This window comes from Thalassomonas sp. M1454, from assembly GCF_007097525.1.
GTDB lineage: Bacteria > Pseudomonadota > Gammaproteobacteria > Enterobacterales > Alteromonadaceae > Thalassotalea_A.
Genome location: NZ_VKDD01000002.1, coordinates 57619 through 80294 on the forward strand (window position 1 = coordinate 57619; position 22676 = coordinate 80294).

Genomic DNA, 22676 nt, shown 5'->3' on the forward strand with positions numbered 1-22676 from the left:
TTTGATCTTGTATTAACTATAATCAAGTGATTAAAGTAATAAAATTCATTTACTTGCTTAGCTTTGATAATAAAATAATTCCCTTAAATAAGTAGATTTACTGAATGATATTGAATATTTTTAAAACGATAACTTGTCTTTTTCTGCTCTCTATTAGCGTATTAGGCAATATTGCTAGCGCAAAAGATAGCTACAAAGTTGCTATATCCGAAACATCATATCCTTTTCATTTTGTCGAAAATAAAAAACAACAGGGATTAATGGTGGAGTTTTGGCAACTCTGGGCACAAAAAACTAATTCAACGGTTGAATTTGTCCCTCTACCTTGGCAACAAACATTAGAGCAAGTGGAACAAGGAGAAATTGATTTTCATGCTGGCCTTGCTTTCACGCAAGAACGTAGTAAAAGGCTGAGTTTCACTCAAAATATTTTTGATAACCCTTCTTGGTTATATTTCCCCATTAGTTTTAAACATATTGATGATATCGATAAACTACAACCTTATAGTATAGGCGTTGTCGAGGGCAGTGTTGAACAAGATATCCTTCATAAACAATATCCAAATTTAAATATCGATACATTTGCATCTAGGGCCAAGTTATACGATGCAGTTTTAGCTAAAAAAATTCTTATCTTTGCTGATCACAACAACAATAATAAATTTTATCAGCATTACCTTACCCTAAGAAAACTCTACCCGTTAACCAACCGAACTAACCTTACCGTACAAAATTTTGGCGGAGCGGTGAAGAAAAATAACTATGCCTTGATACAAAAAATTAATGATGGCATTAGCCTGATCACCCCACAGGAAAAATCGGCTCTTTATGAAAAATGGTATTCTCTTTCTAATGTCGATGGTGCCATTACATTAGGTTTTTCAGATGATGTGCCTCCGTTTATGGATGCTGATGAAAATGGCAATGTACGTGGAATATTCATCGATATTTGGCGCTTATGGGCAAATAAAACTGGTCAACAAATAGAGTTCATACCGGTTAATCCAAAAGATTCAAGGCAGTTGGTAAAGCAAGGCAAAATAGATGCCCATGTTGGGCTACCATTAACTGTTGAAGAAAGCGCTCAATTTAATATCCCTACAACTATCTTCAGTACAATATCTTCTGTGTACGTAAAAAATAGCCGCAGAGATATCAACACGATAGAAGACTTAAATGGTAAGTATCTTGGCGTTTTTGGTCATGCTAATTATATAGACGAATTACGAGAAAAATTTCCTGGTATTCACTTAGTTTACATGACAAATATCCCTGAGATGATTGCAGGTGTTGAGTCTGGCAAAATTGATGCTTTTCTTTCATCTTTAGAGACAACTAATAGATCATTAGATTTAGCTAATTTATCTGCTGAATTTAAAACATTGCTCTCGCCAAATTTCGAGATTAGTTTTGTGAGTTTTAGTCAATCAAAAAATTTAGATTTATATAATGTTTTATACGAAGGCTTTAAGTTGATTGAAGCCGAAGAGGTTTTAAAAATAGTAAACTCATGGCAAGTGAAGGAGCAGAGTTCTTTAAAGAAAATCAATTCATACCTTAAAAGTTTGTCTAACGAGGAAGTAACTTTTTTAGCTAAAAATAAACGTTTTTCGGTAGGCGTTTTATCTAATTATAAACCAGTGGAATTCGTTAATTCTGATGGTGAGTTCAGTGGTATTAATGCCGACATACTTGAGCATATATCAAAGCAAACCGGTGTTGAGTTTGATTATAAAATTTATCAAGACTGGAGTGTGTTATTTCATGATTTCCAAAATAATAAATTTGATGTGGCATTAGGTATCACGCCATCAGTCGATCGTAAAGATAAAATGCACTTTAGTGAGCAGTATTGGCAAACGCCTTGGGGCGTTATTGGTGATGAACAATATGAAAATAATATTTCTGATTTATCAGACTTACAAGGTTTAGATGTCGCTATCATTCAAGATTATAAAAGTGTTAATTTTATTAAGAAAAACTATCCTTTAATTCGCTTGCGCTTGGTAGCAGATATTGAAGAAGGAGCTGAACTATTGCTTAATGATGAAATCGACCTTTACATCGATTTCTTTCCTATATTAACCAACATGTTACTCGATTATCCTATTAAAAGTTTTAAGATTAAGTATTTAAATGAGTTGCCGCCTGAGCAGAACCACATGGCGATAAACAAAGAATTAAAACCTTTAGTAGGCATCATCAATAAAGGCATTAATACATTAACTGAATCTGAACTTGAAAGTATTCGAGACTATTGGTTAAGAGTTATCATTGAAGAAGGTTATGATAAAAATGTCATCAATCAAATAGCTCTTTCATTTGGCATCATAGTATTTATCACTATTGGCAGTATATTATTTTGGAACAGGCGCCTTAAAAAAGAAGTTGATATACGTCGTAAACTAGAAGATAAACTAAGACATTTAGCGACTCATGATGGTTTAACCCAACTCGCTAATAGGGGCTTGTTTGAGCGCTATTTGGCCAAGTCTATTTCATATCATAAACGTCATAAACAGACATTGGCCGTATTATTTATTGATATAGATGGTTTTAAAGCGGTGAATGATACCTTTGGGCACGCTTTAGGTGATGAGTTATTAGTAAATTTGAGTCAAATACTTACTGACAATGTAAGAGAGTCTGATGTGGTATCTCGATTTGGTGGTGATGAATTTGTTATTTTATTAAAAAATATCGATAACTATTACGGCGCTCATCAAGTAGCTAAAAAGATAATCGATAAGATAAGTAAGCCGATTAATTTTTCCGGGAAAGAAGTTAATGTTGGCGCGAGTATTGGCATTTCTCTGTACCCAGATGATAACAATAAAGTCGATACATTAATTGCTCATGCCGATGCCTTAATGTATGAAGTCAAAAAGAAAACTAAAAATAGTTTCTTATCTAATGCAAACCGTTAAATTTATCACTTGTTAAAGGTGACATTAGCGCTGTTTGCTTTATAATAGCCGCTTTTAAAAAGTCATAACTCTGTGCCTTAAATACAAGAGCGGTTAAATTTAACAATTACCCCCCTAAAGGCACAAAAACATCAGGATATATAAACAATGCGCAGCTTATTTTGTGGTGAGGTAAATGAATCTCACGTTGGTCAAGAAGTTACACTATGTGGTTGGGTAAACCGTCGTCGAGATTTAGGTGCGGTGATTTTCGTTGATCTACGCGACCGTGAAGGTATTGTGCAAGTTGTATTCGATCCTGATCTACAAGACGTTCTAGCAGTAGCCAACACATTACGTAATGAGTTTTGTGTACAAATCAAAGGTAAAGTTCGTGCCCGTCCTGAGAGTCAAGTTAATAAAGATATGGCAACAGGTGCTATTGAAGTACTTGGCTTAGAATTAAACATATTAAATAAGGCTGCGCCTCTTCCTCTTGATTCAAACCAAGAAAATAGCGAAGAAAATCGTCTTAAATACCGTTACTTAGACTTACGCCGTCCTGAGATGACCGAGCGTTTACGTTTTCGTTCAAAAGTAACATCACAAGTAAGAGCATCTCTAGAGTCACAAGGCTTTATGGATATTGAAACGCCAATTCTTACTGCTGCTACTCCTGAAGGTGCGCGTGATTACTTAGTGCCATCTCGTACGCAAAAAGGTAACTTTTTCGCACTACCACAGTCACCACAATTATTTAAACAATTGCTAATGATGTCTGGCATGGAGCGTTACTACCAAATCGTTAAGTGTTTCCGTGATGAAGATTTACGTGCCGATCGTCAACCAGAATTCACACAAATCGATATTGAAACCTCATTTATGAGCGCTGAGCAAGTAATGAATGTAGCAGAGACAATGATCCAGGAATTATTCCAATCATTATTGAATGTCGATTTAGGTACTTTCCCACACATGACTTATGCAGAAGCCATGACGCGTTACGGCTCTGACAAGCCTGATTTACGTAACCCACTTGAGATCGTTGATATTGCTGATATCGTTAAAGATGTTGAATTTAAAGTATTATCAACACCTGCAAATGATCCTCAAGGTCGTGTTTCTGTAATTAAAGCACCGGGCGCAGCAGCGCAGTTCTCGCGTAAAAAACTTGATGACTTAACTAAGTACGTTGGCATTTATGGTGCTAAAGGTATGCCTTGGCTAAAAGTTAACGATATAGAAGCTGGCCGTGATGGATTACAATCACCTATTTTAAAATTCTTATCTGATGACGCTGTAAACGAATTATTAGCACGAGTAAATGCAGCGACAGGCGATATTATTTTCTTTGGTGCAGATACCTACAATGTTGTTACCGAATCTTTAGGTGCACTTCGTCTTAAACTTGGTGAAGATTTAGACTTAGTTTCTGATGAGTGGAAGCCGCTTTGGGTTGTTGACTTCCCAATGTTTGAAGAAATTAATGGTGGCATGCATGCCTTGCATCACCCATTTACTGCACCAACTAAGTTAACGGCAGAAGAATTAGAAGCAAACCCAATTGGCGCATTATCAAATGCTTACGATATGGTTCTTAATGGTTGTGAGTTAGGCGGTGGTTCGGTTCGTATTCACGATGCAGAAATGCAAGCCGCGGTATTTAGAATCTTAGGTATTAGCGATGAAGAAGCGCAAGAGAAATTTGGGTTCTTATTAGAAGCATTACGCTACGGTACACCACCACATGCAGGTTTAGCGTTTGGTTTAGACCGCATTGTTATGCTCATGACTGGCGCTACGTCAATTCGTGACGTTATGGCATTCCCTAAAACAACAACTGCGGCATGTCCATTAACTAATGCACCAGGTAAAGCAAATCCTGCACAATTAGTTGAACTAGGTATTCAAGCCATTCCAGCTGATGAGTCTGCAGAAACTGAAGCTGACGCAGAATAGTTTAGTGTAAACTTATTAAAATGGCTGATTGTTATGATCAGCCATTTTTTTTATCTACAAAATACCCTAGTATTAAATATCAAGGTGTCAGACACCTTGAAAATAACATTACCAACTTGCAACTGAGCATAATAATAAATGAGCATCATATTAGGCATAGATCCCGGCTCTCGTTTAACAGGGTACGGAGTCATCGAAAAACAAGGTAGACACTTTAATTACCTTGGTAGCGGTTGCATTAAAACTCTATCGGCTGGGGATAACCATCCTGAGCGCTTACAAATTATCTTTGCTGGTGTTTCTGAACTCATATTGCAATTTAAACCCGATATGTTCGCCATTGAGCAAGTTTTTATGGGGCTTAATCCTGGGGGCGCGTTAAAACTTGGCCAAGCAAGGGGAGCGGCAATTGTAGCAGCAACTAATAGTGGCATTGAAGTGGCAGAGTATTCAGCTCGGCAAATTAAGCAAGCCGTTGTTGGTACTGGTGCTGCAGATAAGTCGCAAGTTCAACATATGGTTAAATCATTTCTAAAGCTTCCATCGACTCCACAAGAAGATGCGGCAGATGCCTTAGCCGTTGCTATATGCCATGGACACAGTTATGACTCATTAATTAAACTTTCTGGGCGGGCGAAAAAAACTGTGCGCGGCAGATTACGTTAATTTATATAAAAACAGCACTCGCTGATTAATTACATAAATATTTAAAAACTCACCTGTAAATTTATTTACTATATATTTATACAGTGCTATTGTGTGCAAAGATACTGTATAAACTAATGAAAGGATAGTTCCGTGATAGGACGTTTACGTGGCATTGTTATTGATAAGCAAGCACCAGAAATACTACTTGAATGTAATGGCGTAGGGTATGAAGTTACCTTGCCTATGACCAGTTTTTATCACCTGCCAGCACTAGAGCAAGAAGCAATTATATACACTCATTTTGTTGTACGTGAAGATGCACAACTATTATATGGATTTGCCAATACTACTGAACGTAAATTATTTCGCTTACTTATTAAAGTTAATGGCGTGGGTCCCAAATTAGGCTTAGCTATTTTATCGAATATGTCAGCATCGCAATTTGTTCACTGTGTTAATCTTGATGACGTAGCTACTATAGTTAAGATCCCTGGCGTTGGTAAAAAAACGGCTGAACGTTTACTTATCGAAATGCGCGACAAATTAAAAGATTGGGGCCAGGAAATCGCTACGCCAGTAACCGATGGTATTGCCATTGATACTATTAGCACTGAATCAAGTATTGTTAGTGTTACTAACCATAAAGATGATGCTATAAATGCATTAATTTCATTAGGTTATAAGTTAAATCAAGCAGATAAAGCAGTTAAAGCTGTTTATACATCGGATAAAACTAGTGAAGAATTGATCCGTGATGCATTAAAATCTATGCTGTAAGAGTTTGAAGTTGCTATAAATACTAATAATCTTATCAATAACCTATATACGTAAAAGACTGAAATATTATGATTGAAGCCGATCGCATGATCCAACCAGAGCGAATTATCGAGCCTAAAGCAAGCCGAGAAGAAGAAACGATTGATCGTGCCATTCGTCCTAAAATGCTTGCTGATTACACCGGCCAAGATCATGTTAAAGAGCAAATGGAAATCTTTATTCAGGCGGCAAAAAATCGTAATGAACCACTTGATCATTTACTTATATTTGGTCCTCCGGGCTTAGGTAAAACAACGCTTGCTAATATTGTAGCTAATGAAATGGGCGTTAATATTCGCACCACATCAGGTCCTGTTCTAGAAAAAGCTGGTGACTTAGCCGCGCTTCTTACTAACCTTGAAGAAAACGATGTATTGTTTATTGATGAAATTCATCGCTTAAGCCCAATGGTTGAAGAAATACTGTATCCGGCGATGGAAGATTATCAACTCGATATTATGATAGGCGAAGGGCCTGCGGCACGTTCAATTAAATTAGATTTACCTGCATTTACCTTAATTGGTGCAACCACACGAGCTGGCTCACTTACCTCACCATTGCGTGATAGATTTGGTATTGTGCAACGTTTAGAGTTTTACAAAGTAGGGGACTTAACCGACATTGTTGCACGCTCAGCACATTTTCTTAATGTCGACTTACAACACCAAGGTGCTATTGAAGTAGCCAAGCGCTCTCGTGGTACGCCGCGAATTGCTAATCGGTTATTACGCCGAGTTCGTGACTATGCTGAAGTTAAAACACAAGGTGCTGTGGGTGCTGATACCGCCTCTAAAGCATTAAATATGCTTGAGGTTGATACCGAAGGTTTTGATTTAATGGACCGTAAATTATTGCTCGCAATTATTGATAAATTTGGTGGTGGTCCGGTTGGCTTAGACAACGTAGCCGCGGCTATTGGTGAAGAGCGAGAAACTATTGAAGATGTTATTGAACCATTTTTAATTCAGCAAGGCTTCTTACAACGAACTCCAAGAGGACGAATTGTCACTGACAACGCTTATATTCATTTTGGTTTAGATAAAGTAAATAAAGATTAGCTATGCCAGTCAGTCGCTGTATCTATGTCTTTAATACAGCCTTGATCATTAACACTCACGCAGATTAAGTTTTGTTTATTACGTCTTAATATTATTTTTGCACCCTCATCTCCACACAGGGTACTAAGCTGCTTTAAATAAGCCTTACCAAATATTACCGGGTGACCTTGTTGCTCGGCAAATGTAGGCCTCACTATTGAGTTTTCTTTAGCTACGGATAGTAATGACTCAATGGTTGTATCGAGTAAGTAGGGCATATCAGCTAAAAACAAACTTATTGTTGCACTGTTTTTATACTTCTCATTGGTTAAAATAAACTTAGCTGCCGTTGCAATTGAAGTGCCTAAGCCTATGCCATACTCTGGTGCGCTCACTAAATCTACATTAAGATGTTTTAACTTATTAATAAAAAGCTCATCGTCATCAAATCGGTGTACAACAATGACATTACAATAGTGTTTACACACTTTTTCTATGCATTGAACGCCAAGAGGGGTTGTAGTACCTGATAGCCTTTTATCACTACCGTATCGTCTGGAAAAGCCAGCCGCTAGAACCACTGCAATATGTGATTTAATCATATGTCTTGCTTATTCACTTTGTTCTTTACTCTAATAACATCGGCTAATATCGATATAGCTATCTCCATCGGCGTTTTACTACCAATATGCAATCCAATAGGTGCATGCAAACGGGCCAACTTGTTTGCGCTTAAGTCACAAATTCTGCTTAAGCGCTCAAGGCGATTATTAGTGGTGCGTTTAGATCCCATAGCGCCAATATAAAAAGCTTGGGTGTCGAACACACTCATTAATGCAACATCATCAATTTTAGGATCATGGGCTAGTGCTAAAACAGCGCTACGCGTCGTTGCGTTTTGCTCGACAAATAAGTCTGGTGATTGCCAAGTGATATCGATGCCACCATGGCGGTGATCAAACTTCCAAGTCGGGCTTAATTCTTTGCGCATATCACAAATTTTCACCTCAAAACCAGACATTAAGCTTAACTGAGCTACATGGTGTGAAACTTGCCCAATACCAATGATCAATACAGTCCATACTTGCGCGTATGCTAGAGTTACAAGACTTTCAGATATAGATACTTGCGCACATGACTCTTGGCTATTATGTTTTACCGTTTTATCTGGGCTTAACAAATTAACTTCACGGATAAACGGTAACTTTTCATTGGCTAGAGCCAGTAAATCATCTATATGAGCGCTGTTATTGGTATTTGCAGGTATATATTCAACTAATAGTTGAATAGTGCCGCCGCAAGGGAGCTCTTTAACGATATCTTGCTCATTAGCATGATCGCCATAAGAAAATATTTCTGCGGGTTTGGTGAAACGTTGAACTTTAATAAGTTCAATAAAGGCATCTTCAAGGCAGCCTCCAGATATAGAGCCTGAGCGTGTAACACCATCAGTGACAAAAATTGAGCCAATTGGCCGAGGAGCTGAGCCATAGGTATTTAATATTGTACAAAGCCAAATATCTTTACCATTTTTAAGCCATTGCTGTGCTTGCTTGATAACTTCTAGATCGGTTAATTGCATAACAAAATATTATTGATTAAATATAGTTAACAATTTACTGGTTATAGTAGCTTTAGGCAAAAATAATTTATTGTTTTGCAGATAAAAAAAAGCCCGCTAGTGTTAGCGGGCTCAACAATCATGTTGAATATAGGAAGTTAAATAAATCTAGGAACAATTAAAATACAGGAAATGTTCAAAAGATGGCGCTATTTTATTTGTTAAAATTTTAATTAACAAACTAAAAAAATTTTAACTATCCATTAGAAAAACTAATGTATTTTATTTTGTCTTGCTATATCTTTCTTTGCTATGGCTTGATTTTTCCATATTTAACTAATTATGTATTATTATTTGTGCTGTTTTTGGCTTAATAAAAATAATGCACAAATGTAAATGAATGGTTATGTGTATTTGTTTAGTAACCCATGTATTAAAAAATAACAAAAAAAGTAGCCATAAAGGCTTTCTATTACTTGAGTGTAATGCCTTAAATCGCGTACTATAAAGCGATAATAATTAAATAAACAATTTGTATGGCTGACGAAAACAATACCTTCCAATATCAAGTACGAGTCTTTTATGAAGACACCGATGCCGGTGGAATTGTCTATTATGCAAATTATTTAAAATTTGCTGAACGCGCTCGCACTGAATGGTTACGTAGTTTAGGGATCAACCAATCTTATTTTTTGGAACAAAACTTTGGTTTTGTGGTCAGAAAAGTTGAAATGGATAACAAAGCATCGGCAAAGCTCGATGATTTATTAACAATCCACTCTAAAATAACAAAAACGAAAAGAGCAAGTCTCGTGTTTAATCAACAAATTTTCAATCAACACTCACAACTTTTGTGTGAAGTATCAGTACTTGTCGCTAGCGTAAATCTTAAACTAGCAAAGCCATGTGCTATACCAGAAAACATTTTAGGAGCTTTAACTAGTGCACGCTGAAATTTCATTTTTTGATTTGTTTTTACAAGCAAGTTTACTTGTAAAATCTGTAATGCTTTGTTTATTGGCTTTTTCTATAGCCTCGTGGACAATGATTATTCAACGCAGTAAAGCAATAAATAAAGCACAACTGCAATCGATGAGCTTTGAAGATACGTTTTGGTCGGGTGCTGATTTAAGTAGATTATATAAAGATATTTCAGCGAAAGGCGAACCTGAAGGCATTGAAAGTTTATTTGTTGCTGGTTTTAAAGAGTTTGCTCGTTTACGCAAAACTCAAGACGCATCACCACAAGCTGTTATGGATGGTACTCACCGTGCTATGCGTGTAGCGCTTTCACGTGAAGTAGATAAATTAGAAACGCACTTATCTTTCTTAGCAACTGTTGGCTCTATCAGTCCTTACATTGGTTTATTTGGTACTGTTTGGGGAATAATGAATTCATTTATTGCGCTTGGCGCAGTTCAACAAGCAACTCTTGCTATGGTAGCTCCTGGTATTGCCGAAGCACTAATTGCAACAGCAATGGGCTTATTTGCTGCTATTCCAGCGGTTATGGCGTTTAACCGATTTTCTCATAGCGTAGAAAAACTTGAAAATAGTTACGGTAATTTTATGGAAGAATTCTCAAGTATTTTACAACGTCAATCAATTGCCTTAAACAAACAACAAGCTCAGTAGGTTAATCATGTACGTTAGAGTTAAGCGCAAGCGTGTAGCAGAAATAAATGTAGTTCCCTACATTGACGTTATGTTGGTGCTACTTATTATCTTTATGGTTACCGCTCCTTTGATCACGCAAGGGGTTAAAGTTGATTTACCTAAAGCCGATGCACAAGCAATGGATCAAGATACTAAGCCACCTTTAGTAGCTAGTGTTGATATTGACGGTAAGTACTACCTTAATGTTGGCGATAGTAAAAGTGATGCGTTAGAGCCAGATGAATTAGCCACTTTAGTTGCTGCTAGATTAACGGTTGACCCTGATACTCCTGTTGTGGTCAATGGCGATGGTAATGTTTCTTATAACTCAATTATTCAACTTATGGTGTTGCTGCAAAATGCTGGTGTGCCTTCAGTTGGCTTAATGACCGATTCGCCAGAGAGTTAATCTAGATGTTGCTATTGAAAAAATTTATTGCTGATATTGTCGATAAATGCATGTCGGTGTTTACTATGTTGCCAGATGGCAAAACGCCTAAGCAATCGCTTTATATTGCTATTGCGGCAGCGGTAACATTGCATTTAATGCTGGCAATTTTGCTGTCATTAAATTCAGATAGTGAAACAAAGCCTAAACCAGTTCCACAAAAGCAAATGCAAGTAATTGATGCCGTTGTTGTTGATGAAAGTAAATTAAAGCAACAAGTTGATAAGATTAAAAAAGAAAAAGCGGCAGCAAAAGCTCGAGAAGATAAACGCATTAAAGAATTAGAAAAACGTGCTGCTGATGCGAAAAAGAAACGTCAACAAGAAGCAGATCGTATTAAGAAACTTGAAAACGATCGAAAAATAAAAGAAAGAGAAAAGAAAAAAGCTGATGACGCAGCTAAAAAAGCCAGAGCAAAAGCGGCTAGCGAAGAGAAAAAACGTAAGCAAAAAGAAGCTGAACGTAAAAAGTCTGAGCAAGCAGCTGCCGCAGCGAAAGCTAAACGTATAAAAGAAGAAAAGGCAGCAGCAAAAGCTGAGGAAGATCGTCGTAAGAAGAAGCTTGCTCAAGAGAAAGCTGCAGAGGAAGAGCGCCGTAAGAAAAAATTAGCTGAAGAAAAACGCAAGAAAGAAGCCGCAGAGCGAGCTGAACAAGAGCGTTTATTAGAACAGCAAATGCAAGAAGAGATGGCCGCTCGTAATAGTGCTCGTAACCAGCAAGTAATGAGTGAAGTTGATAAATACGGTGCATTAATCGTAAGTAAGATTAATAACAACTTAATTAGCGATGAAAGCACGATGAAAGGTAAGTCTTGTATTGTAAAAGTATCACTAGCTTCTGATGGTTTTGTGGTAAGTGCAACGCCAGATAAAGGTGATAGAGTAGTTTGTGATGCTGCGGTTAAAACCATATACAAACTGCAAAAATTACCTGTATCTAGCGACCCAGCTGTTTTTAGCAAGATGAAAAACTTAAAATTAACTATTGCTCCAGAATTTAACTAATTGGAATATTTACACGTATTATGTTTAAAAAGATTTTAACCTCTATCGCAATTATTTGTTTAACAATATCTAATGCTTATGCTGAATTAGAACTTGTTATTACTGGCGGTGTTAATACTGCTCGTCCTATTGCTGTACTGCCTTTTACTTATGAAGGTACCTCGCAATTACCAGAAAATATTGCCAAAGTTATTAGTGATGATTTGCTGCGCAGCGGTAAATTTAACCCAATCAGTTCGCTTAAAATGCCGCAACAGCCAAAATCAATTGCAGAAATTGACTATCAAGCTTGGACCGACATCGGTGTTGAAGCGGTTGTTATGGGTAATATTAAGGAAGTATCGGCGAATAACTTTTTAGTATCATTCCAATTAGTTGATGTTATTCGAGGGCAAATGACTGGCGGAGCAGGGCGCTCGCTACAAAATGGTAAACTGGTAAAGAGTAACGATCATATCTTGATCAACTCAAAACCTAATCAATACATACCCGCTAAACTGTTTAGACCGAAAGCTCACCAAATATCAGATAGTGTGTTTGAAAAACTAACCGGTACTCGTGGCGCGTTCTTAACTAAGATTGCGTATGTGATTGTTCGTGATAGTGGTGCTAAAAAGTATCAACTAGTAATTGCTGACTACGACGGTTACAACGAGCAAGTATTATTAAGTTCATCTGAGCCGTTAATGTCACCTACTTGGTCTCCAGATGGCACTAAATTAGCTTACGTAACATTTGAAAAACGCCAAGCTCAAATTTATATTCAAGATATTTATACCGCTAAGCGCGAAGTACTTAGTACGTTTAAAGGTATTAATGGCGCGCCACGTTGGTCACCAAATGGTAAAGAAATGGCAATGGTGCTTTCAAAAGATGGCAATCCTGAAGTTTATGTAATGAATATTGCGACAAAAAAGTTACGCCGTGTAACCCGCCATAGAGCCATTGATACCGAGCCAAATTGGACGCCTGATGGAAAATCTTTAGTAATTACTTCAGAACGGGGTGGAAAACCTCAGTTATATCGCGTAAATTTAACAAATGGTAAAGTGGCTCGCTTAACATTTGATGGTGAAATGAACCTTGGTGGTTCTATCACTCCAGATGGAAGCCAACTAGTAATGGTTAATCGTACACAAGGACAATACCATCTTGCGAAGCAAGGATTAGGTTCGAATAACTCGATGCAAGTGTTAACTAAAACTCGATTAGACGAATCGCCAAGTATTGCCCCTAATGGTGGCATGATAATTTATAGCACCTTACATAATAATCGTCAGGTGTTAGGATTGGTTTCAGTAGATGGACGCTTTAAAGCCCGATTGCCTGCTAAAAACGGGCAGGTTAAAGCGCCAGCTTGGTCACCATATTTATAAATAATAACAATAACTAAAATTTAGCAATTTTAAAATTCACTAAAAATAAGGAAAACTAATGCGTTTAAATAAACTAGTTAAAAGCATTGCAATTGCACTACCATTAATGACTTTAGCAGCATGTAGCTCTAATGATACAACTGATGAAGAAGCGCAAATCGCTGCTAACCAAGCTGCTGCCGCTGAACAAGCTGCTGCTGAAGAACAAGCTGCACAAGCTGCTGCCGCTGCTGAAGTTGCACGTTTAGAGCAAATCAAAGCAGAAGAGCAAGATAAGCTGCAAGCTTCTAACACTATCTACTTCGACTTTGATACTTCTAAGCTTCCAAGTTCAGTTGCTGAATTATTAGATATGCACGCTGCATTCTTAGTAGCTAACTCTAATGCTCGTGTTGTTGTTGAAGGTCATGCCGATGAGCGTGGTACTCCAGAATACAACATCGCACTTGGCGAACGTCGTGCACAAGCTGTTCAAAAATACCTAGAAAACTCAGGTGTTTTACCTTCACAAATCGAAACAGTAAGTTACGGTGAAGAAAAGCCAGCAGTTAGTGACCGTACTGAAGCAGCCTTCTCTAAAAACCGTCGCGCTGTATTAGTATACTAATAACAATTATATCTACGGATATAAGTTTTTAGGATAACAAATGAAATCGTATAATCTTTTATTAGGTTTAACGGTTACTGCTTGTGCACTTGGTGCACAAGCAGCTCAACCTGCCCCTGTTTCTGATATAAACCAACAACCTGCTTATACTTCTCCTGATGTTGAAGCGCTGCAAAGAATGCTTGCCACACGCAATAGAGCATTAAATGATATGCAGCAACAACTTGAAGAGCTACAAACAGAAATTAGCGAGCTTCGCGGTGTTACCGAAGAGCAAGCACATACCATAGATCAAATCTTGCAACGTCAACGTGAGTTGTACCAAGAAATTGACCGTCGCTTAGCGGCTGCTGCAGCTAAACCTGTGGCCAATACAAATTCTAATGCGTCTACTAATGTAAGTTACTCAAACAACTTGAGTGAAAACGAAGCCTATGATCATGCGGTAAATCTTGTATTAAAAGATAAGCGTTACGATCAAGCGATAACCGAATTTACAGCATTTAATAATAAATACCCAAATTCGAGTTATTCAGCTAATGCTCATTACTGGTTAGGTCAGCTTTTATTTAATAAAAATGATTTAAAAGGTGCTGAGAAAGAATTCAGTATCGTCATTAATAATTTTGAAAGTTCAAGTAAGCGCAGTGACGCGATGCTTAAATTAGGCATGGTTGCCCAAAAACAAAATAATAATTCAAAAGCTAAATCAATTTACAATAATTTAATTAAAGAATACCCAGGCACATCTGCTGCTCAGTTAGCAAAATCTCGCGTAGCAAGCTTATAATTGACAACACAAAGTTACATTTGTTGACTGTAACTTGCTCTGTTTGCTTTGTTTTTGTACAAACGCGTTTTTTTTTATAAAAAAACTAAATTTGTTGTTGCACTAAGTTTTTTTATGGGTATTATATGCCCCGCACTGAAGCAGCAAGTCAGGGCAATGAAAAATTACGGCGGCCGTTAGCTCAGCTGGTAGAGCAGTTGGCTTTTAACCAATTTGTCGAAGGTTCAAATCCTTCACGGCCGACCACTTTCTTTTCTTACAAAGAAAGCTATAATTTTTCTGTTAAGTATTTATGTCGGCCGTTAGCTCAGCTGGTAGAGCAGTTGGCTTTTAACCAATTTGTCGAAGGTTCAAATCCTTCACGGCCGACCACTTAATCCTTTTAAGTGGTATGGCATATAAACTTAACAACATTTAGAAATCATGGCGGCCGTTAGCTCAGCTGGTAGAGCAGTTGGCTTTTAACCAATTTGTCGAAGGTTCAAATCCTTCACGGCCGACCACTTCTAAAATATCTTTTCAAAACTTCAAAACTTCAAAACTTATTTAATAGTAATCGGACTCTAAATAATTCGAAATTTTTAACGATCTTTAATTTATTCTGATAATCGTTCCTCGTTCCTCGTTCCTTGCACACAAATTTCCCTAGTTCCAATTTGCGCTTTAATCTTTTATAATGCGCGGATAAATTAATACACCTCAAACGAGCTTCACAACCATGTTAGAAACCACTTTAGCAGTAGATTTTGATTATACTTTCCCAGCTAAACCTGCACCGCTTAATGATGCAGAACGCGCTGACTACAAAGCAAAGATCAAACAACTGCTTGTTGAAAAAAATGCGGTACTTATAGCCCATTACTACACTGACCCTGAAATCCAAGCATTAGCAGAAGAAACAGGTGGCTGTGTAGCTGACTCGTTAGAAATGGCTCGTTTTGGTAATCAACACCCTGCACAAACTATTATTGTCGCTGGTGTAAAGTTTATGGGTGAAACGGCGAAAGTATTAACACCTAATAAAACGGTATTAATGCCAACTCTTGAAGCAACCTGTTCGTTAGATTTAGGTTGTCCAATTGAAGAGTTTAATAAATTTTGTGATCAACACCCAGACCGCACCGTTGTTGTTTATGCTAATACTTCAACCGAAGTTAAAGCACGAGCAGATTGGATAGTTACTTCTTCATGTGCTTTAGAAATCGTTGAGCACCTTGATGAAGAAGGGCAGAAGATCCTTTGGGGACCAGATAAGCACCTTGGCGCTTATATTAAAAAGAATACTGGCGCTGATATGATCATGTGGGATGGCGCTTGTATCGTTCATGATGAATTCAAGACTAAAGCATTAAAAGACATGAAAGCATTACACCCAGATGCTGCTGTTTTAGTTCACCCTGAATCACCATCGGATGTTGTTGATTTAGCTGATGCTGTTGGCTCAACTAGCCAGCTAATTAAAGCAGCTCAAGACATGCCTAACCAAAAATTCATTGTGGCGACAGATCGCGGTATTTTCTACAAAATGCAGCAATTATGTCCTGAAAAAGAATTCTTTGAAGCACCGACTGCAGGTGAGGGCGCTACGTGTAAAAGTTGTGCTCACTGTCCTTGGATGGCAATGAATGGCTTAAAGGCTATTCACGATGCCTTAATCGACTCTACAGGCCGCGAAATCGAAGTTGATATGTCTTTACGTGATGGAGCATTAAGCTCTTTAAATCGCATGTTAGACTTCTCTGCATCGTTAAAGCTAAATCAAGCAAATAACACTTAAGATTTAAATCGTACAAAAATGGTATAAATAGTTAAATTGCAACTATTTATACTTGCGTATGTTAGTAATATTACCTAACATACGCGCTCTTTAGAAACAGACGAAATGTTCGTTTTATCGATAAAATAGCATTTAACGATAAAACAGTCTTTAACGATAAAACAGTCTTTAACGATAAAATAGTATTTAACGATAAAATAGTATTTCCCTATTTCATCGTCTTTCCCTCGAAGGAGGGAATCTAAAATCAAAATCTGAATTAGGTGACGTGTCCGAGTGGCTGAAGGAGCACGCCTGGAAAGTGTGTAAAGGGCAACCTTTCGAGAGTTCGAATCTCTCCGTCACCGCCATATATAAAAAGGCACCCTCGATATATTTCGAAGGTGCCTTTTTTAATTTATAAGCCGTTAAAATATGCCAAACCAGAAAGGTACAATAGCAACAGCGCTAGCTTCAACGAGTTACTAATAGCACTGCCATTAATTAACTTCTATTATTGAAACTCATTGAAAAATGAAAGTTGTAACGGGTTATAAAGCGCCTTTGGTCGTATTTTTTGCACTTGCTTAATTATGTCTGTCTTGTCGTAGCCTAGCTTGTACATAAGTATTGCAATAACTAAGCCTGTACGACCAGAGCCTCCTTTACAATGCACTGCAATAGTACCTTGTGAAGATAAAATAGATAGCATATCTTCAATATGAGATTTGAAGGCCACAGCAAAATCTTCATTAGGGGCATCGTCATCTAAAATAGGCAGCTGAAACCATTTTATACCAAGCTCATTACACACTTGAGGAAGCGTATCAGCTTCATTGGCTTTCATTTCAGCGTCATACATTAAAGTAACCATTGCCTGTGCACCAGCGTCCTTTAATTGCGATATCGACGTTGTTAAGTCAGCTTCTTTTGTTCCGGGACAAGGTGTAAAGATAAAGCTAGCGCCGCTATCAAGACTAAGTTTGTCATAAGGATGCGTATTCATAAAACCTCTCAAATTATCTATTAAACCAATGTTTTGTTCTGTTCACTATAGCAACAAGGGACAGCATAACTGGTACTTCAACAAGTACACCCACTACTGTTGCTAATGCCGCACCTGAATGTAAACCGAATAAGGAAATCGCAACTGCTACTGCTAATTCAAAGAAGTTTGATGTACCAATTAAACATGCAGGAGCCGCAATGTTGTGTTTAAGCTTAATTTTTATCGCAATAAAATAGGTAATGATGAAAATACCATAAGTTTGGAGAATTAGCGGTATCGCGATTAATACAATATTTAGTGGTTGCTCAATAATGGTATTCGCCTGAAATCCGAATAAAAGCACCACTGTCGCTAATAAACCAATGATGGAAAACGGTTTTAACTTACCTAACAAGGTCGTTATAGCTGCTTCATCGCGAGCTGAGCTATTTAAGGTTTTTCTTGTTAGTATTCCTGCAATTAAAGGTAGTAATACGTAGAGTACTACAGATATAAACAAGGTAGACCAAGGAACATGGATATCTGTCACCCCTAGTAGTAAACCTGCAATTGGGGCAAATGCAAAAATCATGATAATGTCATTGACTGAAACTTGAACCAAAGTGTAGTTTGCATCGCCTTTAGTTAATTGTGACCAGACAAATACCATCGCCGTACAAGGAGCTACTCCAAGTAGAATCATACCAGCAATGTACTCTTGAGCTGTTTCTGCTGATACAAAATCGGCAAATACCCCTTCGAAGAATAACCAACCCAATGCCGCCATAGAAAATGGCTTTATAAGCCAGTTGATCACTAAAGTTAATACAAGCCCTTGAGGGTTCTTGCCAACTTCTTTGATAGTTGAAAAGTCCACCTGAACCATCATAGGATAGATCATCACCCAGATGAAAACTGCAACGACCACGTTAACATGAGCGATTTCTAGCTTTGCAATAGCTTCAAAAATTGGCGGGTAGGTAATGCCTAACGCCACACCGACGGCAATAGATATTGCTACCCAAAGAGATAAATAGCGTTCAAAAATTCCCAAGTTTGCTCTCCTTTTTTACAGCCTTTCGATACACGAGTTTGACAGTCACTTATCGCAATTATCAATCGAGTTCATTCGCTTCTTTTATACGTTCTAAGCGTGCCTCTTCTTCTTCAAAAGCTGCTTTAATTTCGTCCATTACACTATTTACATCGGCGTTGCCTGAAGTTTCGGCAAAATATCCGGTTAATTCACTTTCTGGTGTAAGCTCACTTTTTTCATACAAAGCCCACATCTCTTGGGCGTATTTACTGCCAAGTAATTCTGGCGCAAATTGGCCGTAGTAATTTGTCATATTGTCAACATCGCGAATAAGCATCGCTTTTGCATTGTTATTGGCAGCAGCATCTACGGCTTGTGGTAAGTCGATTATGACCGGGCCATAATCATCAACTAAAACATTAAACTCGGATAAGTCACCATGTACCACGCCCGCGCAAAGCATTCTTAGCACATAAATCATCACTTCTTCATGATCTTCTATCGCTTGCTCTTTCGACATAACCACATCGTTTAATCGAGGGGCTACTTCACCGTTATCGTCGGTGATTAACTCCATTAATAAAACACCATCGTAGCAGCCATAAGGCTGTGGCACACGAACACCAGCATCGGCTAGTAAGTACAATGCATCCACTTCTGCATTTTGCCAAGCTTTTTCTTGCTGAGCTCGGCCAAACTTAGAGCCTTTTTCCATAGCTCTAGCTCTGCGGCTATTTCTACTTTTACGACCTTCTTGATACTGTGCTGCTTTTTTGAAGCTGCGTTTATTCGCTTCTTTATAAACTTTTGCACAAATGATCTCTTCACCTGTACGTACCATATAGACAGTAGCTTCTTTGCCGCTCATCAACTGACAAATGACTTCGTCTACTAAGCCATCATCAACCAGAGGTTGTATTCGTTTTGGTATTTTCATTGCGCCGTTATACCTTAGTTGCAGGTTAATTAAAATAGCCGGAGCATATTTATTGTTTGAAAATTATTCAGTTTTATTTTTGCTTGATTACAAACTGATATAGATTATTCCTGCTAAACTATTTAAAATTACATATTATTAATATCATTTGAATCAAGAAGTAAGCCATGAACTCAGAATTGTTTTTTATTTATGACTCGCATTGTCCTTGGAGTTACGCAACAACAGAACTAGTAAACCAAATTGCTAAGGCTTACCCTGATATGCCAATGCATTTATGGCACTGTGCTCATTATAATGGTAGCGATAGTGCAGGCTCTAAAGCGGCAAGTATTGTTGAGCAGCAGTCTGTGGCAAAATTTGATGAAAGCTATACTCGCTTTGCGGATAGCCCGCAAGATGCAACTATGACAGCTAACTTCATGGCATGGGTACAAAATAAAAACTCTGCTAAGGCGTTAGAGGTTTTATCTGCAATTCAAAAAGAACATTTTTGTGACGGTAATGCTTTTAATAATCAAGATGATTTTGATGGCGTGTTATCAGAATTTAGATTATCTCCACCAAAGAAAGTATTTAAAAATGAATTGGGTAAAGAAGCGCAATACGTTTTAGGCGATATTGCTGAAATTCAAGAAATTATTCAAACAACGGCTTTTCCGGCTGTTTTATTAGCTGTGAATGAACGATTAGTTTTATTAAATCATAATTTATATTTAACTAAGCCAGATGCTATCGTTGAAGCTGTTGCTTTAGAGATGAAGCAAGGTTAAAGATAATTGCTAGTTATATCTGTCCATTAATTTAAAAGTCCCTCAGGGACTTTTTTTATGTCTGAAAATCTTTATTGAACATTAATGCGTATAATACCAAGTCCATTAATTAACTGCTCATTTTTAATGGTTAAAATGAATAACTACGGCGTTATAAAATTTATAAATAGAATAACTACTTACTAAATTTTATGCCTTGCCTACATGGAAGTAGGTACTTAGGTTATGTTTGGAACGTATAACCTGTGTATTTATCCATTTTTCCTCATGAAAAAGTTGATCACAAACTTAATGGAATTGGTATAACTAATTAAGATTATTGAGAATAGGGCATCGACATGAATTTAGTATCACCAAAAAAATTACTGCATAGTAAATGGACAAAAGTTGATGTGTTGAATAAAGAAAAGCACTTTAGCATTATTGATGTTGAATATAATGATGAGCAAAAAGTGCTCAAGTGCATTATTCGTGCAGAAATTAATAATAACGAATACGATATAAATTGGCGTATATTAAAAGATCCGAAGCAATGGAAAATCGGTTGGCAATAGCTTTGTCTTATAAAACGTTATTAGGCTACCTTTATTTGCGAGGTTATTCTATCGCCCATACTGTTGATTATTTTTGCTTTACCTTCAATAATCGTTACGATAGATTTGTTTCGCTTGAATGCATCAGGAATGATCACTCTGCCATCTCTACTTTGTTCAAGTTGTAGAGTGTCATACATAAGCTCTAAAGAGCTATTATCATAAAAAATAACAGTGACTTGTTTCAAACAAACGATGTTCATATTAATCTCCTAATGCGATTAAATAATTAAACGAGTATTAGGTATATTTAGATCACTTTGAATTTGTTGTTATAATTTAACTGTTGGTCATTACTAGAAAGGTATTTATGAAAAGAGTCACACTATACACTAAGAATCGTTGTCCTCACTGCGAGACAGCTAAAAAGTACCTAGATCAGCAAGGTATAAAGTATCGCCTGTGTAATACTAGTTCGCCAGCAGGATTAAAAGAGTTTAGAGGAACTGGTTTTCGCGGTGTACCTTTGCTGAAAATTGGCGACCAATTCTTAAATGGATTTTCAATAAAGCAGTTTCAAGCGATGTACAATAAATAAGCCAAATAGATAAAAGCTTATCGAAAACCAAAAGAGTTAGGTGAAAGCATAACTCTTTTGGTTTTATGAGTTTTAAGCCTGTAAATTAACCACGTATCTGCCAACTACCTTACCGTTAATAAAACGATCTAAATATTCTGGTGTTTGCTCAAGCGTTATTTCTTCACTTAGCTCATCTAGATTAGGGAGTTTCATATCGGTAGCAACGCGTTGCCATATATGTTGCTTGTCTTTAAGGGGGATATAAACAGAATCAACGCCCAGTAAAGATACGCCGCGGGTAATAAATGGTAAAACGTTGAGTGAAAAGAATGGCGAGGATGCCAAGCCACAAGCAGATACAGCACCGCCAGGTTTTAATTGTTTAACTACATTAGCTAAATAATCACCACCTAATGTATCTATGGCATTGGCCCAAAGAGGTCTGCCTACAGGTTTGTCATTTACTTTATTAATGTCATCACGGTGTAATACTTCATCAGCGCCAATGTCGATGAGGTGCTGGCTTTGCTCTGGTTTACCAGAGAATGCCACTACGCTATAACCCAGCTGCTTTAATAGGGCAATACTGACGCTTCCTACACCACCAGTAGCACCGGTAACCGCAACAGGGCCATCAGCCGGTGTTGCGCCCATTTTCTCTAACTTTTCAATACACAATGCAGCTGTCAATCCACCGGTTCCGTAAGTCATGGCTTCTTTTAAGGTTAAAGTTTCTGGGCATTTTACAGCCCAATCGGCAGGAATAGATATACGCTGAGCAAGGCCGCCAGGCGTGTTCATTCCTAAGTCGTAACCAAAAACTACTACTTGTTCCCCACAACTAAATGTTCCACTTTTATCACTAATAACAACACCTGCTGCATCAATACCTGGCGTGTGAGGATAGTTTTGTGTGATTGCTTTGTTACCTGAGGCAGACATCGCATCTTTAAAATTTAATGAGGAAAAATGAACCTCTATAAGTAGGTCATTATCGGGTAAGTCAGAAATATTTCTGGAAACAATTGATTTGCTAAATTCTTTATTAGTAAGTTCTTCAACAAGCAAAGCTTTAAACGTTGTGTTATTTGGCATAGATAGGAAATCTTTAGTTTGGTTTTAATTATAAATAACCTTAGCAAGTAAACCAATTTATCGCGAGTGCACTTTAGTCTATGCACAACGCTTATATTTAGAGAAGGTTAAAAGCAAATTTTAGAATTCTATAATTTTTAAGGTTGAGAACTGCGAATAAATAAGACAGT

General features: G+C 37.4%; 23 protein-coding genes and 4 tRNA genes. 20 read left to right on the forward strand and 7 right to left on the reverse strand.

Features of this window, described 5'->3' with window-relative positions:
- Positions 1–104: 104 nt before the first annotated feature.
- From FNN08_RS02180 to ruvB, 5 genes are all read left to right on the forward strand, one after another.
- On the forward strand, positions 105–2927 hold the full coding sequence (locus tag FNN08_RS02180; RefSeq protein ID WP_143583055.1) for a transporter substrate-binding domain-containing protein: 2823 nt from the start codon (positions 105–107) through the stop codon (positions 2925–2927).
- A 147-nt stretch (positions 2928–3074) separates the two neighbouring features.
- Positions 3075–4865 carry an aspartate--tRNA ligase gene (gene aspS / locus FNN08_RS02185; protein ID WP_143583057.1) on the forward strand — a complete coding sequence of 597 codons (1791 nt, stop codon included), beginning with the start codon at positions 3075–3077 and terminating at the stop codon, positions 4863–4865.
- A gap of 138 nt (positions 4866–5003) precedes the next feature.
- Positions 5004–5531, forward strand: a complete 528-nt coding sequence (gene ruvC, locus FNN08_RS02190; RefSeq protein WP_143583059.1) for a crossover junction endodeoxyribonuclease RuvC — start codon at positions 5004–5006, stop codon at positions 5529–5531.
- Positions 5532–5663: 132 nt separating this feature from the next.
- Positions 5664–6290: a Holliday junction branch migration protein RuvA gene (gene ruvA, locus FNN08_RS02195; protein WP_143583061.1), complete on the forward strand. Its 627-nt coding sequence runs from the start codon at positions 5664–5666 to the stop codon at positions 6288–6290.
- An 86-nt stretch (positions 6291–6376) separates the two neighbouring features.
- Positions 6377–7387: a Holliday junction branch migration DNA helicase RuvB gene (gene ruvB, locus FNN08_RS02200; protein ID WP_143584512.1), complete on the forward strand. Its 1011-nt coding sequence runs from the start codon at positions 6377–6379 to the stop codon at positions 7385–7387.
- Here ruvB and FNN08_RS02205 read toward each other — a convergent pair.
- Together FNN08_RS02205 and FNN08_RS02210 are read right to left on the reverse strand one after the other, a co-directional pair.
- Positions 7384–7968, reverse strand: coding sequence for an NTP transferase domain-containing protein (locus tag FNN08_RS02205; RefSeq protein ID WP_143583063.1), 585 nt, complete (start codon positions 7966–7968; stop codon positions 7384–7386). The genes ruvB and FNN08_RS02205 overlap by 4 nt on opposite strands.
- Positions 7965–8948, reverse strand: a complete 984-nt coding sequence (locus FNN08_RS02210; RefSeq protein ID WP_143583065.1) for an XdhC family protein — start codon at positions 8946–8948, stop codon at positions 7965–7967. Before FNN08_RS02210 ends, FNN08_RS02205 begins: the two co-directional genes overlap by 4 nt.
- A 515-nt stretch (positions 8949–9463) precedes the next feature.
- Here FNN08_RS02210 and ybgC point away from each other — a divergent pair.
- The 12 genes from ybgC to FNN08_RS02270 all read left to right on the forward strand — a co-directional run bounded on the left by ybgC (position 9464) and on the right by FNN08_RS02270 (position 16935).
- Positions 9464–9880: a tol-pal system-associated acyl-CoA thioesterase gene (ybgC, locus tag FNN08_RS02215; protein WP_143583067.1), complete on the forward strand. Its 417-nt coding sequence runs from the start codon at positions 9464–9466 to the stop codon at positions 9878–9880.
- The gene (gene tolQ / locus FNN08_RS02220) at positions 9870–10562 is read left to right on the forward strand and encodes a protein TolQ (protein WP_143583069.1); all 693 of its coding nucleotides are present in this window, start codon (positions 9870–9872) and stop codon (positions 10560–10562) included. The genes ybgC and tolQ overlap by 11 nt, the downstream gene beginning before the upstream one ends.
- 7 nt (positions 10563–10569) lie before the next feature.
- The gene (tolR, locus tag FNN08_RS02225) at positions 10570–10992 is read left to right on the forward strand and encodes a protein TolR (protein WP_143583070.1); all 423 of its coding nucleotides are present in this window, start codon (positions 10570–10572) and stop codon (positions 10990–10992) included.
- A gap of 14 nt (positions 10993–11006) precedes the next feature.
- Positions 11007–12035: a cell envelope integrity protein TolA gene (gene tolA, locus FNN08_RS02230; protein WP_260679258.1), complete on the forward strand. Its 1029-nt coding sequence runs from the start codon at positions 11007–11009 to the stop codon at positions 12033–12035.
- Positions 12036–12055: 20 nt separating this feature from the next.
- On the forward strand, positions 12056–13411 hold the full coding sequence (gene tolB, locus FNN08_RS02235; protein ID WP_143583072.1) for a Tol-Pal system beta propeller repeat protein TolB: 1356 nt from the start codon (positions 12056–12058) through the stop codon (positions 13409–13411).
- A gap of 58 nt (positions 13412–13469) precedes the next feature.
- Complete coding sequence (gene pal / locus FNN08_RS02240) at positions 13470–14018, forward strand: peptidoglycan-associated lipoprotein Pal (protein ID WP_143583074.1); 549 nt, start codon at positions 13470–13472, stop codon at positions 14016–14018.
- 40 nt (positions 14019–14058) lie between these two features.
- A complete protein-coding gene (ybgF, locus tag FNN08_RS02245; RefSeq protein ID WP_143583076.1) occupies positions 14059–14808 on the forward strand; it encodes a tol-pal system protein YbgF in 750 nt (249 codons plus the stop codon).
- 170 nt (positions 14809–14978) lie between these two features.
- Positions 14979–15054, forward strand: a tRNA-Lys gene (locus FNN08_RS02250).
- Between the two features lie 50 nt (positions 15055–15104).
- A tRNA-Lys gene (locus FNN08_RS02255) sits at positions 15105–15180 on the forward strand.
- A 55-nt stretch (positions 15181–15235) separates the two neighbouring features.
- Positions 15236–15311: transfer RNA gene (locus tag FNN08_RS02260), tRNA-Lys, on the forward strand.
- A 215-nt stretch (positions 15312–15526) separates the two neighbouring features.
- Positions 15527–16585, forward strand: coding sequence for a quinolinate synthase NadA (gene nadA, locus FNN08_RS02265; RefSeq protein WP_143583078.1), 1059 nt, complete (start codon positions 15527–15529; stop codon positions 16583–16585).
- A 262-nt stretch (positions 16586–16847) separates the two neighbouring features.
- A tRNA-Ser gene (locus FNN08_RS02270) sits at positions 16848–16935 on the forward strand.
- Between the two features lie 143 nt (positions 16936–17078).
- Here FNN08_RS02270 and FNN08_RS02275 read toward each other — a convergent pair.
- The 3 genes from FNN08_RS02275 to FNN08_RS02285 all read right to left on the reverse strand — a co-directional run bounded on the left by FNN08_RS02275 (position 17079) and on the right by FNN08_RS02285 (position 19525).
- Positions 17079–17570: a dual specificity protein phosphatase family protein gene (locus tag FNN08_RS02275; protein ID WP_143583080.1), complete on the reverse strand. Its 492-nt coding sequence runs from the start codon at positions 17568–17570 to the stop codon at positions 17079–17081.
- Positions 17571–17583: 13 nt separating this feature from the next.
- On the reverse strand, positions 17584–18606 hold the full coding sequence (arsB, locus tag FNN08_RS02280) for an ACR3 family arsenite efflux transporter (protein WP_143583082.1): 1023 nt from the start codon (positions 18604–18606) through the stop codon (positions 17584–17586).
- 61 nt (positions 18607–18667) lie between these two features.
- The gene (locus FNN08_RS02285; RefSeq protein WP_143583084.1) at positions 18668–19525 is read right to left on the reverse strand and encodes a PA4780 family RIO1-like protein kinase; all 858 of its coding nucleotides are present in this window, start codon (positions 19523–19525) and stop codon (positions 18668–18670) included.
- A 167-nt stretch (positions 19526–19692) separates the two neighbouring features.
- On the opposite strand from FNN08_RS02285, the gene FNN08_RS02290 reads away from it, so the two are divergent.
- The gene (locus FNN08_RS02290; RefSeq protein WP_143583086.1) at positions 19693–20298 is read left to right on the forward strand and encodes a protein-disulfide isomerase; all 606 of its coding nucleotides are present in this window, start codon (positions 19693–19695) and stop codon (positions 20296–20298) included.
- 338 nt (positions 20299–20636) lie between these two features.
- The gene (locus FNN08_RS02295) at positions 20637–20852 is read left to right on the forward strand and encodes a TIGR02450 family Trp-rich protein (protein WP_143583088.1); all 216 of its coding nucleotides are present in this window, start codon (positions 20637–20639) and stop codon (positions 20850–20852) included.
- A gap of 20 nt (positions 20853–20872) precedes the next feature.
- On the opposite strand, the gene FNN08_RS02300 is transcribed toward FNN08_RS02295, so the two are convergent.
- Positions 20873–21094 (reverse strand): TIGR02922 family protein, encoded by a 222-nt coding sequence (locus FNN08_RS02300; protein WP_143583090.1) that lies wholly within the window; start codon positions 21092–21094, stop codon positions 20873–20875.
- 107 nt (positions 21095–21201) lie between these two features.
- On the opposite strand from FNN08_RS02300, the gene FNN08_RS02305 reads away from it, so the two are divergent.
- Positions 21202–21429 (forward strand): glutaredoxin family protein, encoded by a 228-nt coding sequence (locus FNN08_RS02305; protein WP_143583091.1) that lies wholly within the window; start codon positions 21202–21204, stop codon positions 21427–21429.
- A 72-nt stretch (positions 21430–21501) separates the two neighbouring features.
- On the opposite strand, the gene FNN08_RS02310 is transcribed toward FNN08_RS02305, so the two are convergent.
- On the reverse strand, positions 21502–22506 hold the full coding sequence (locus FNN08_RS02310; RefSeq protein WP_143583093.1) for a YhdH/YhfP family quinone oxidoreductase: 1005 nt from the start codon (positions 22504–22506) through the stop codon (positions 21502–21504).
- Positions 22507–22676: the final 170 nt, after the last annotated feature.